We start from the raw sequence: 11,206 nt of genomic DNA, 5'->3' as shown, positions 1-11,206 counted from the left end.
TCCCTCCCCCGCCCAGGTGTTCGCCGGGCGCGCCCCGGTCAAGCCGCACGCCAAGCCCGGCCAGGTGGCCAAGCTCGGCCCGAGCCGGCCCCGCGTCGAGGACGTCGGCGAGCACGTGGCCCAGAAGTGGATCCTCACCCGTGGCCGCGACAACATCCGCGACCTGCTGCCCGGCCCGATCCTGCCGACCGTGATCGACACCGAGCTGCTCATCGAGGCGGAGAAGGAGCTCGGCCACTCGCTGCGGCCCTACCCCGAGGCGCGGGTGTGGCTGCGCGACGGGTTCTGGGCGCGCGTCTACCGGGAGTTCGACCTCGGCGTGGGCGTCTCGTCCAAATAGCGCTCCCCTCGTTCGGGGAGGGCCTCGGCCGTGGCCGTACGCGCGTACAGGACGTAACGCCCCGTACGGTGGGCCGTACAGAGACCGGCGCGGCGCAGCGCGGTGAGGTGCTGATTCGCGCCCGGCTCATGAGCGCCGTGGGCCTGGGCGGGCTGCTGGCGGGCGCGATGGGCGAGCTGTGGGGAGTACGCTCGGCGCTCTGGCTGGGCGCGTCGATCACGGCGACGAGCTGGGTGCCGTTCCTGTTCTCCCCGCTGCGCCACCAGCCGCGAACCTGCTGACAATCAGGTCCGATTTCCGCCGGTCACCCGCTTTCACCTGCTGACCTGCGACTTCACGATGAGGTCCGATTTCCGCTGGGCCACGTGCCCGGTGGGCGCGTAGCGTCGGAGACATGTCACCACTCGAGCTCGACTTCGACTCCTGTTACCGGGCGGTCTCGGCCAGAGACGCCCGGTTCGACGGGCGCTTCTACACGGCGGTGACGACGACGCGGATCTACTGCCGCCCGATCTGCCCGGCCCGCACACCGTCGTTCCGCAACGTGCGCTTCTACCGGCACGCGGCGTCGGCGGAGGCGGCCGGGTTCCGCCCGTGCAAGCGCTGCCGGCCCGAGCTCTCCCCCGGCGACCCCGGCTGGGACGTCCGGGGCGACCTCATCGGCAGGGCGCTGCGGCTGATCGACGACGGGGCCGCCGACGAGCACGGCGTCGCCGGGCTCGCCAGGCGGCTGCACATCACCGAGCGCCACCTGCACCGGCTGTTCGCGGCCGAACTCGGCGTCGGGCCGCTGGCGGTGGCGCGCACGAAACGGCTGCTGCTGGCCAAACAACTGCTGACCGAGACGGACCTGCCGGTCACGGAGGTGGCGTTCGCGGCGGGGTTCGGCAGCGTCCGTCAGTTCAACGCGACGATGCGGGAGACGTACGGCTTCACGCCCAGCGAGTTGCGGGCCACGGCCGGCCGGGTGGCGGCCAGGGTCGCCGACGCGGCCAGGCCGGTCTCGCTGCGGCTGCGGCTGCACCGGCGCGAGCCGTACGACGCCGACGGCGTGTTCGGCTTCCTGGCCTCGCGCGCCATCCCGGGGCTCGAGGTGGCGGACCACACGTCGTACACCAGGGCCGTGCCCGGCGGCACGATCACCCTCACCGCGCAGTCCGACCACATCGCCCTCGACGTGGCGGTGGACGACACGCGGCGGCTCACCCGCCTCGTGGGCCGCTGCCGCCGCCTGCTCGACCTCGACGCCGACCCGCACGCGATCGCGCAGGCCCTCGGCCAGGGCTCGCTCGCCCCTCTCCTCGCGGCGCGACCCGGGCTGCGGGTGCCAGGCACGTTCGACGGGTTCGAGCTGGCCGTACGCGCGGTCGTCGGCCAGCAGATCTCCGTGGCCGGCGCACGCACCCTGCTCGGCCGCATCGTCGCGAGGGCCGCCGCGCCCGAGGGTCTCTTCCCCACGCCCGACCACCTCCTGGACACCGACCTCACCGGCCTCGGGCTGACCAACCGCAGGATCGCCACGCTCAAGGACCTGTCGGCCCGCCTGGCCGACGGGAGCATCGACCTCGACGGCGGCCAGGACCCCGCCGACGCGGTGGCCGGTCTGCTCACCGTCCCCGGCGTCGGCCCGTGGACGGCGAGCTACGTCGCGCTGCGAGCGCTGCGCGACCCCGACGCCTGGCCGACGGGCGACCTCGTGCTCGACAAGCGCATGGCCGCCCTCGGCATCCCGCACGACCACATCGAGCGGTGGCGCCCGTGGCGGGCGTACGCCGCCCTGCACCTCTGGAGCTCATCATGATCACCGCACGGCTCGTTCCCACACCCATGGGCCCGCTGTCCCTGCTGTCGCGGGAGGGAGTGCTGGTCGCGGCCGGCTTCACCGCCGAGCCCAAGGAGATGTACGCCCGCCTCACGCCCGCCCTGCAGTCGGAGGGCCTGGAGGTCGTGGGCGGCCCAGGTCCCGCCGGTGAGGCCGTGCTGGCCTACCTGGCGGGCGACCTGGAGGCCCTCGACGCCATCCCGGTCTCGCAGCCCGGCACGCCCACCCGCAAGCGGCTCCACGCCGCGTTGCGCGAGGTCAAGCCGGGCACGACCGTCACGTACGCGGAACTCGCCGCGCGGGCGGGGCTGCCCCGGACGGCCGCCAGGGCGGCGGGCTCGGCCTGCGCCCAGAACCTGATCGCGCCGTTCGTTCCGTGCCACCGGGTGCTGCCCGCCGGCGGCGGCTACGGCGGCTACTACTACGGCGTACTGGTGAAGGAGTGGTTGATTGCCCACGAATCCGGAGGATTCATCGACTCAGAGTAATGGATCGACAACATTCGGTAATGTGTTCGCCATGCCGACACAGGAACACGAATACCTGATCGAGCTCGTACGCAACCGCCCGTCCCTGGTCGCCACGCTGCTGGCCGGGACGGGGGTCTGCGTACCGACGTTCGACGAGGCACGGTTGGGCAACACCGATTTCACGGACTGCACGCCCACCGAATACCGGGCCGACTCGGTGGTGCTCCTCTGCAAAGAGGGCACACCGGTTTCGGCGGTGGTCCTCGAAGTGCAACGCGAGCCGGACACCCGCAAACGCTGGTCCTGGCCCGTCTATCTCTCCACGCTCAGGGCGCGCACGAAGTGTCCCGTGCTGCTCCTCGTCTTCTGCGAGGACTCCAGGACAGCCCGTCGCTGCGCGGAACCCATCGAGATGGGGCATCCCAGGTGGGTGCTACATCCCATCGTCATCGGTCCGGACGGGATTCCTTCGGTCATCGATCTCGGCTGGGCCGTCGACCAACCGGAGCTCGCGACAGTCTCGGCCATCGTGCACGGCCAGTCGGAAGCGGGCCTCCGCAACATTTTGACCCTCTTCGAGGCACTGGGGCAGTTGCCCGAAGAGTTCGGCGAGTATTCTGACCTCGTCCTTTCGTGTCTGCCCGACTTCATGCTCGACACAGTGATCAGGGAGCTCAGGATGGCCATGGCAACCGACCACCCGAGAAGCGCAGTGGTGCGCGCGTGGCTCGCCGAAGGAAGGGCGAAGGGAATAGCCGAGGGGAAAGCCGAGGGGAAGGCCGAAGGGAAGGCCGAAGGGAAAGCTGAGGGAAGAGCCGAAGGAAGGGCGGAGGGTGAGGCGAAGGCCGTCCTGCTGATCCTGGAGGCTCGGGACATCCCGCTCCCCGACGAGGCGCGGGCCCGCATCCTCGCCTGCACCGACCTGGACACCCTGGAGTCCTGGGTGCGCAAGGCCGCCACCGCGAAGAGCGCCGACGAACTGTTCCTCTGAGCACTCTCGGCCGGAGCGGATCCGGGGCCGGCGCCGGCCCCGGATCCGGCAGGGTTCAGGGTTTGACGTTGCTCTGGATCTCGCCCACCGGCACGTCGCGACTCGCGCCGACCTCGACGGGCGCGAACTGCACCGGCACCACGTTGTCGACCACCTCGACCGGCCACACGGTGGAGACCGTCAGCGTGTACTTCTCGCGCGGCTGGTCGATCGACGAACGCAGATAACGCACGCCGCACGAGAACGTGCCGCCCTTGGTGTACGGCTTCCCGGACGTCCCGCACCCCTCCATGTTCACCTCGGCGCGGTCCTTCGTGGTGCCCGGGTCGATCGTGATGCTTTCGAGCGTGGCGACCACGGTCGCGCTCATGACCCCGGGAATCGTCGCGGTCACCGACCTGCGCGGCTCACCGATGCCCTCCAGCCACACCCAGGTGGGCAGGTTCACGTAGCTCTTGGCGTCAGGGTTGAGCTTGACCGTCGGCTCGGGCACGGTCAGCGCGGCTCTGGCGATCTCGGCCAGTTCCTGGATCGTGATGCCGGACGGCGGCGTGGTGCCCGGCGGCACGAAGACGAACGGGTCGAGACTGGCGAAACAGGCCTGCCCTTTCGGATCGGCGGCGTTGTACGCGGGCCCCCACCAGCGCCCGTCCTTTCCGATCTTGTCCTCGAACTGCTTGAGGAACGCCTGCCACTTCTCCTCGGTGGGGTTCTCCGTGAACCTGAACCAGTAGGCCCGCAGGCTTTCCTGCGACTTGAGCATCTCGTTCGCGTCCAGGCCCGGCTCGTACCAGCATGGGCGCTTGAGCACGTAACCGTCGCTCTTACCGCCCCTGGTCCCGTCGCCGGACACGACGATCTTCGAGTGGGCGAGGTCGATGCCCCTCGTGTTGCCCTCCTTGATGGGGGTGCCCACCGTACGTCCGCCGTCCTCAGGATTCGCCGCGCCCGCAAGCACCAGGAGCGCGGCGACGGCGACTGAGCCCATGGGGGTCATCTGCTGCACCCTTTCTCGCCATAGCCGAACGATCTGATCCGCCACACCCCGTCATCGCCGCGGTGCGCGAGCACGGCCTGGAGGTACGGCTCGCGCACGAAGGCGGGCTGGGGCTCGACGGGCTTCCCCGTACCCGTGGACAGCACGCGCACCTCCGACTCGTCCACGCACGCGTTGACCTGCACGCCCTTGCCCACCAGCGCGGCGACGCGCAGGTTGTACAGCCGGGCGTCACCTCTCACGGTCATGTCCTCCTTGGTGTATCCGTGCACCCAGTCGTACGCCTCGCGGACCGCCGTGAGTTCGAGATCCAGATCCTTCAGGTATCGATCGCTTCCTGAGACGAGCGCCTTCCTGGAGGCGACGTAGTAGCCGGTGATGAGCTTCAACAGCGGGTCGGGGTCGTCGGGCCACTCGATCCGCACCCGCAGCTTGTCGCCGCCGATGTTCAGAGTCTCGGCGCCAGAGGCGGTGGCGGTGCCGCCTTCGCTCTTCGACGGGTCCGGAACCGGCTGGCCGCTCGCGGGGGAGGCGGCCCCCTGGGGCGTGTACGGGCGTTCGGCCTGCCCGCAGCCCGCCAGAACGGCGACGCCCAGCCCGATGGTGCCCAGCACCGCCATGACTCGTTTCATGCCGACGACTCCCTCACCACATGCATGCGCCACGTGGGCAGCAGCTCCTCGATCAACGCCTCGGTCTCGGGGGCCATCCCGCCGCCGTACGGGTGGGAGGCCGCCCTGCGTGTCAGGCCCTCGATGACCGCGCGCAAGCGCACGATGTCCTCGGTGGCGTGCGTGGCACGCAGCAGGTCACGCCAGAGCCCCTCGTCGTCGGCCGCCAGCAGCAGGCCCGCGCGTACGGCGGCCACCGCCGCGTCCGGCTGGCCGTGGGCGAGCCTGAGCTCGCAGAGCTGGTGGGCCGCGTCGGCCACCCCGGCGCTCACGTCGTACTCCAGGTCCTCGGCGGCCAGCCAGGCGTACCTGCCGGGTGGCCTGCCGGCTATCAGCGGGCCTCTGACCAGGCCGAGCGCCTTCTCCAGCAGCACGGCCCCGGCCGTCGGGTCACCGTGCGAGCGGCGTACGAGCTCGCGGAACAACGCCCAGTCCGTACGCACCTCGGGCCCTAGCCGGAGCCGGCCGGCCTCGTCGGTGAGCAGGTGGTCGGGGCCGAGCCATTCGGCGACCCGGGAGATCGTGGCGTCCCTGACCGTGGTCTGCACGCCGCGCGGCCACAACACGCCGCCGAGCACCGCGGGGTGCACGCCGCCCGGGTGCGTGGCCAGGTAGACCAGCAGCTCGGCCGCCAGTTCCATCCGGCCCTCCTCCAGGGGGCGCAGGCCGGCGATCTCGAGCGGGCCGAGCAGTCTGATCTCGACGGCTGGCGGGTTCAGCCCCGCCAGCGGCTCGGCTTCGGGGATGGCCTCGCCGTCGAACCGGTCGGTCGTACGGAACAGGTCGACCAGCGCGCGGTAGTGGCGGCGCGGCAGGAGCTGGGCCTCCACCTCGAAGCCCAGCTCCGCGATCCTGGCCCTGCCGTCGTCGCCGATCTCCATCGTCCACGTGGCGTGCGGAACCTCGCCGGCCACCACGTAACCTGCGGTGTCGCGGCGGGCCAGCAGCGCCAGCCGCCGGGCCTCGTCGTGGGTGGGCGCCACCGCGGACAGCAGATAGTGGGCGACGCTGTGGCCGCCGCTGACGCGACCGGTCAGCACCTCCCTGCGCGGGGCCGCGTTCGCCTCCAGCTCGGGCAGCACCTCGGCCAGCCCGCCGACCGCCCTGATCCGTTCGGGCGCGATCGCGGTGAGCTCCTGGCCGAAGCCGACGAGCGTGATGCGCATGCGGTCGGACCACCGGTTGGTCGCCAGCTCGACGGCGATCGCCGCCAGCGCCGCGGTGGTCTGCGGGCCGCGTACGTTGATCAGGCCCTGCGCGGCCTCCAGGTCGATCAGCACCCGCCCGCCGGCGTCCGTGCCGATGGAGACCAGCCCCGGGTACGGTGCCCCGCCCGCGTGCCCGCGGCCGGACTCACCCCGCAGGTCGGGCAGCAGCCGCCCCTCGTGCGCGGGAAGCCGCCAGATCTGGCCGCCGTCCTGGGCCGTCCAGGGTGCGGGCGGGTCGTTGTCCGGCGGATGAATCCACAGGTCGAGCGTGCGCGGCGACAGGTGGGCGCCGTAAACGGTGGGCGGGGTGCGGTGCTGCGCGGCCAGTTCGGCGCCGAGCAGCCGCAGCCCGACGTCCAGGATGCGGGCGCCGGGGGCGTCGCCGCCGAGCCTGAGCGCCACCTCGGCCTGGGCGGCGTCGTCGCGCGGGCGGGCGATCCTGCGGCCGGACAGGCGCCGCCACAGTTGTTCCCTGCGCCGCCTGGCCAGCACGAACAGCAACCCGGCCGCGGCCAGCGAGGCGGCGGCGAGGTAGTCGGTCAGCTCGCCCTGGCGCTCCTGCACGACGGGCTGCCGGTCGTCCCGCACGCTGGGCTCGGCCTGGCGGTGTTTGCCCTCGTGCCCGGGTGTCCTGCGTTCCTCGCGCGTCTCGCGGGCCCCGCGCTCCTGGCGCTCCTGCCGCTCCTCGCGCTCCTGGCGGTCGGCGCGGTCGGCACGCTGCGCCGTGCCCGCGTCGGCCCTGCCCGGGTGCTCGCGCAACGTCTGGTCGCGCGGCTGGCCGACGGGTACGACGTGCGCGTTTCTCGCGTCGTCCGGCATGTCGAGCACCCAGCCGGGCCTGATCAGGTCGGCCATGCGCAGCCGGGTGCCGTCGGGCTGCTCCTTCGCCTGGTTGAGGCGGTAGATCTCGGGATATCGGCGGCCGTCACCCAAGCACTTCTCGGCGATCTCCCACAGGCTCTCGTGGTGGCGGCCGTGCGGCGGCTGCACGACGTACACCTTCTTGGTCTTGCGCGTCTCCAGCTCCTGCTCCTGCTCGACGATCGGCGCGGAGTAGGCGACCGCGGTCACGGGCGGCGCGGCGGGGGTGGGGCTCAGCTGGGCCGCCGGCGCGACCATCGCCCCCGCCGTGAACAGCAGCAGCACGGCCGAGACCAGCTTGTTGGCCAGCACCTGCATGCCGCCGGAGAGCGGCACGCGGGCGGGCATGCCGACCCTGCGCACCCCGGCGTACACCTCGACCAGCACACACAGGAAGAGCTGGAACCAGGCCAGCCACACCAGCAGCACGAGCACGGCCACGATCGTGCTCGGCCCGACCCGGCTGGTGAGCACCTCGAGATCGAGCAACTCGGGCGCGATCGGCGGGCCGACGAAGGTGAGCAGCGCGTACGGCGCCCCGCCCACGAGCGCGACCAGCACGACCAGGGCGCCGAGCCCGGCGAGCACGTCGCCGGCGCTGCGTCTGGCCGGGACGCGCACGGGCACGTGACGTCCGGGTGGACGCGCGGGGTCTCGCGGCTGCTCTCGCGGCGGCATCGCCTCTCCCTTCTCTGTTCCAGCGTCGTGTCTCGTGCGTTCCGCATCCATCGAGCGGTCGGTTTCGGTCTATCTCGCTTCGGGCGCGGCGCTGGCCTCGCCGGTCATCTCGGAACCGGGGAACCCGAGCGCGCTCAGGAAGAAGGCCTCCCACCGCACTGTCACGGTGACCGTGACCTGTCCCTGTCCCTGCTCGACCGTGCACTCGCCGCTGGTCACGTCGCCGCCGCCGTGCGCCCGCACGATCTCGTCGGCCCTGCCGCACACCTCGGCGTCACCGAGCAGCCGGGTCTCTCCCGTGGTGCGGAGGTGATCGACGTCCACCTGGTCGGCGCCGGCCCTGGCGGCCTGCTCGGCCACGTCGGACGCGCGCAGCCGGGCGTTGATCGCGGCCCCGCCGTCCACCAGCATTCCGGCCAGCAGGAACACGACCACGGAGAACAGCACGGTGAACACCGACATGGACCCTCGCTCGCCGTTCCTCATTCGACCCTCCTGAACTGCTCGAGTGGCACCACCGCGGCGCCGGTCAGCTGTTTGGTGCCGTCGAACCCGAGGAAGGCCAGGTCGAGCTCGCACGTCACCTCGGCTTCGACGTGGCCGCCCTGCTCCCATTCGGACCCGTCGAGCGAGACCGAGGAGGACTGGCAGCGGCCTTCGAGCACGCTCGTGGCGATGGCCTCGGCGGCGGACCCGGCGTCGTCGAGCGTGCGCTGCACGGACGCGGCGCGGGCGGCGTCGCGGGCCGCGCCGTTGACCCGTCCCTGCGCCTCGACCAGCACCCCGGCTCCGGCCAGGAACAGCAGGAACAGCAGGAAGACCGGGGCCAGCATCACCGTCTCCACCGCCATGGAGCCGCGTTCGGCCCGGCTCATCGGCAGTCCTCGCCGCCGTTGTCGGGGCGGAAGCACTCGACGGGCCCGCCCGCGGTGGCGGTGATCGTGAACGAGAGCTCCGGCAGCAGCGGGATCACCTGCACGGCGTTGCCGGTCACCGTGACGAATCGTTCGTCGGGCTCTTTCTCGGACGTCGTGGCGGTGGCGCCGCCGAGCAGCCGCGGGCCGATGGCGCGGACGATGTCGGTGGCCTTGGCGGTGGCCGCGCCCTCCCAGTCGCCCGAGTCGAACGGCGCCGACCTGGCCACGCGGGCGCCTTCCCTGGCGGCCGCCTCCGCGACCTGCCGGCCGTGGAACCAGAGCGCGACCTGCACGATGAGCAGCACGACGGCGAGGATGACCGGCATGAGCATGGCCAGCTCGATCACCGTGGCGCCACGCTCGCGCTGCGGCCTACTCGCCTCCGCCGCCATCGCCGCCATCCCCGCCACCGCCGAACGTGCCTTGGATCTCGCTCTGCTTCTGCTCGACCAAGGTCTTGATGAGCGTGGCGAGTCCGAGCGCGACACCGGCGATGATCGCAGTGATGATCACCCATTCGACGGCGGACGCGCCCCGGGTGGGCGCGGTCCTGGCCCGGTGGATGCGCACGCCGAGGTACGCGGTCAGATAGATGATCCAGGGATGGTTCATCATGCCCCCAACATCTTCATAGCGGCGGGATAACTGAGGAAGATCACAAAACCGGCGCAGAGCAGGAGCTGGGCCACAAGCATCGACTGCGACCGCTCGCCCGCCCTGCCCTCGATCTCGGCCAGCTCGCGGCGGCGCAGCGTGGCCGCCCTGGCCGTCAGAGAGGCGCGTACTTTGGCGCCGTCGTCGGCCACCAGGCCGAGCGCGGCCGACAGGTCGCGCAGCTCGTCGACGTTGATCTCCTCGCCGAGCTGTCCGAGCGCCTGCCACGGGGTGATGCCGACGATCCGCGCGCCGGCCAGCGCGTCGCGGATGCGGCCCATCGCCCAGTTGGGCTGCTCACCGCTGACCGAGACGGCCATCATCAGGGCCTCGGGGACACCGCGGCCGCCGGCCAGGTTCATCGAGACGAGGTCGAGGAACGCGCCCACGACGTGCCGGAAGTCACGCCGCTTGGCCGCCGCGTCCTTCCTGACCTGAAGGTCGGGCAGGAAGAAGAAGACGCCCGCGACGAGCACGGCGGACCAGAACGGGACGGCGAGCGAAGCGCCCCACTCCATGAGCACCAGCCAGCCGAGCAACAGCGGAAACGCCAGCAGGCCGCCGGCCGCCAGCAGCACCTTCGTGGCCAGGAACGCCTCGAAGGAGCGGCCGACCAGCGCCAGGTCCGACCTGACCGACCTGACCTCCCAGCCGCGGGCGCTGTAGAGGCGGGCCAGCCGCACGCCGAGGCCGCGCCGGAACGCGCCGACCTCCTCGTCGGGCAGCACGAGCTGGATGCGCGGCGCGCCCGCGTCCTCGCGTACGGCGTCGAGCGCCAGCAGCCGCGCCACCAGCCCGGGACGGGCGGGGAAGAGCGCCCTGAACAACACGAGCAGGCCGAGCCCGATCACAGCACCGGCCAGCGCGCCCTCAACCATCGCCGCCTCCACCCATGAGCAGCCGCGTCGGCTTGTCGAACCTGGCCAGCCGCCGCATCCAGGCGAACCCCGCCCCGAACAGCCCGGCCACGACCACGAGGACGGCCTGGCCGAGGGGGCCGTCGTACTCCTCGACGTAGGAGGGGTTGAACACGACGAGGATCCCGGCGAAGGCCAGCGCGGTGATCACGACGATCTGCACGCTGCGCCGGGTGGCACGGCGCTCGGCCTCGACGCGGCGGCGCATGTCGAGCTCTTCGCGGGCCGAGACGGCCAGCGCGCCGAGCACGTCGCGCAGGCCGGGGCCGCGCAGCCTGGAGTTGAGGATGAGCGCGGCCACGACCAGGTCGGCCGAGGGGTCGTCGAGCTCGTCGGCGAAGAGCGCGAGCGCCTGCGGCAGCGCCATCCTGGTGTGCAGCCGGTCGATCAGGGACCGCAGGTGCGGCCTCAACGTGGGCGCGGCGGCCCTGATGGACGACGGGATGGCCTGTTCGAGTCCGGCCGCCCCGGCGATCGTGTCGCGCAGCGACTCCGTCCAGGCGGCGAGCCCTTCGAGGCGGCGCATGGCGGCCCGCTCCTCGGACGCGCCTCCCGACAACCCACGCCAGGCGAACACGAGCAGCACCGTGCCCACCGCCACGACCGGCCAGCCGGTGACGATCAGGACCAGGGTGGCGGCGACGGCGGCGATCGCGGTGCGGGTGGTCAGCATCTTGACC

Annotated in this window: 13 protein-coding genes and 1 pseudogene; 5 read left to right on the top strand and 9 right to left on the bottom strand. The window is 71.9% G+C overall.

Annotation, left to right across the window (positions count from 1 at the left end; all coding sequences use genetic code 11):
- The 5 genes and pseudogenes from E1267_RS39320 to E1267_RS45010 all read left to right on the top strand — a co-directional run.
- Positions 1-340 (top strand): annotated as a pseudogene (locus tag E1267_RS39320) (NYN domain-containing protein); the annotation flags it as partial.
- 68 nt (positions 341-408) lie between these two features.
- Positions 409-621, top strand: a complete 213-nt coding sequence (locus E1267_RS45015; protein ID WP_165960049.1) for a hypothetical protein — start codon at positions 409-411, stop codon at positions 619-621.
- A 113-nt stretch (positions 622-734) separates the two neighbouring features.
- Positions 735-2,141, top strand: coding sequence for an AlkA N-terminal domain-containing protein (locus E1267_RS39310; RefSeq protein WP_132340664.1), 1,407 nt, complete (start codon positions 735-737; stop codon positions 2,139-2,141).
- Positions 2,138-2,650, top strand: a complete 513-nt coding sequence (locus E1267_RS39305; protein WP_132340662.1) for a methylated-DNA--[protein]-cysteine S-methyltransferase — start codon at positions 2,138-2,140, stop codon at positions 2,648-2,650. Before E1267_RS39310 ends, E1267_RS39305 begins: the two co-directional genes overlap by 4 nt.
- Positions 2,613-3,623 carry an RpnC/YadD family protein gene (locus E1267_RS45010; protein ID WP_165960050.1) on the top strand — a complete coding sequence of 337 codons (1,011 nt, stop codon included), beginning with the start codon at positions 2,613-2,615 and terminating at the stop codon, positions 3,621-3,623. Before E1267_RS39305 ends, E1267_RS45010 begins: the two co-directional genes overlap by 38 nt.
- A gap of 55 nt (positions 3,624-3,678) precedes the next feature.
- Here the strand turns inward: E1267_RS45010 and E1267_RS39295 are convergent, their stop codons facing one another.
- From E1267_RS39295 to E1267_RS39255, 9 genes are all read right to left on the bottom strand, one after another.
- A complete protein-coding gene (locus E1267_RS39295) occupies positions 3,679-4,611 on the bottom strand; it encodes a hypothetical protein (protein ID WP_246064565.1) in 933 nt (310 codons plus the stop codon).
- 5 nt (positions 4,612-4,616) lie between these two features.
- Positions 4,617-5,252 (bottom strand): hypothetical protein, encoded by a 636-nt coding sequence (locus tag E1267_RS39290; RefSeq protein ID WP_132340658.1) that lies wholly within the window; start codon positions 5,250-5,252, stop codon positions 4,617-4,619.
- Positions 5,249-7,987, bottom strand: a complete 2,739-nt coding sequence (locus tag E1267_RS39285) for a BTAD domain-containing putative transcriptional regulator (protein WP_246064563.1) — start codon at positions 7,985-7,987, stop codon at positions 5,249-5,251. The genes E1267_RS39290 and E1267_RS39285 overlap by 4 nt, the downstream gene beginning before the upstream one ends.
- A gap of 120 nt (positions 7,988-8,107) precedes the next feature.
- The gene (locus E1267_RS39280) at positions 8,108-8,524 is read right to left on the bottom strand and encodes a TadE/TadG family type IV pilus assembly protein (RefSeq protein ID WP_246064561.1); all 417 of its coding nucleotides are present in this window, start codon (positions 8,522-8,524) and stop codon (positions 8,108-8,110) included.
- Positions 8,521-8,913 carry a TadE/TadG family type IV pilus assembly protein gene (locus tag E1267_RS39275; protein WP_132340656.1) on the bottom strand — a complete coding sequence of 131 codons (393 nt, stop codon included), beginning with the start codon at positions 8,911-8,913 and terminating at the stop codon, positions 8,521-8,523. Before E1267_RS39275 ends, E1267_RS39280 begins: the two co-directional genes overlap by 4 nt.
- Complete coding sequence (locus E1267_RS39270) at positions 8,910-9,347, bottom strand: TadE family protein (protein WP_246064559.1); 438 nt, start codon at positions 9,345-9,347, stop codon at positions 8,910-8,912. The genes E1267_RS39275 and E1267_RS39270 overlap by 4 nt, the downstream gene beginning before the upstream one ends.
- Entirely contained in the window at positions 9,328-9,570 is a 243-nt protein-coding gene (locus tag E1267_RS39265; RefSeq protein WP_236668053.1) for a hypothetical protein, read from the bottom strand. The genes E1267_RS39270 and E1267_RS39265 overlap by 20 nt, the downstream gene beginning before the upstream one ends.
- Positions 9,567-10,487 carry a type II secretion system F family protein gene (locus E1267_RS39260; RefSeq protein ID WP_132340652.1) on the bottom strand — a complete coding sequence of 307 codons (921 nt, stop codon included), beginning with the start codon at positions 10,485-10,487 and terminating at the stop codon, positions 9,567-9,569. The genes E1267_RS39265 and E1267_RS39260 overlap by 4 nt, the downstream gene beginning before the upstream one ends.
- The coding region (locus tag E1267_RS39255; protein WP_132340650.1) for a type II secretion system F family protein at positions 10,480-11,206 on the bottom strand (727 nt) is incomplete at its 5' end. The genes E1267_RS39260 and E1267_RS39255, both read right to left, overlap by 8 nt.

The organism is Nonomuraea longispora (assembly GCF_004348345.1).
In the GTDB taxonomy this organism is placed as follows: Bacteria; Actinomycetota; Actinomycetes; order Streptosporangiales; family Streptosporangiaceae; genus Nonomuraea; species Nonomuraea longispora.
Note: the sequence above shows the minus strand (reverse complement) of the source record. Positions and strands in the feature narration are given on the sequence as shown.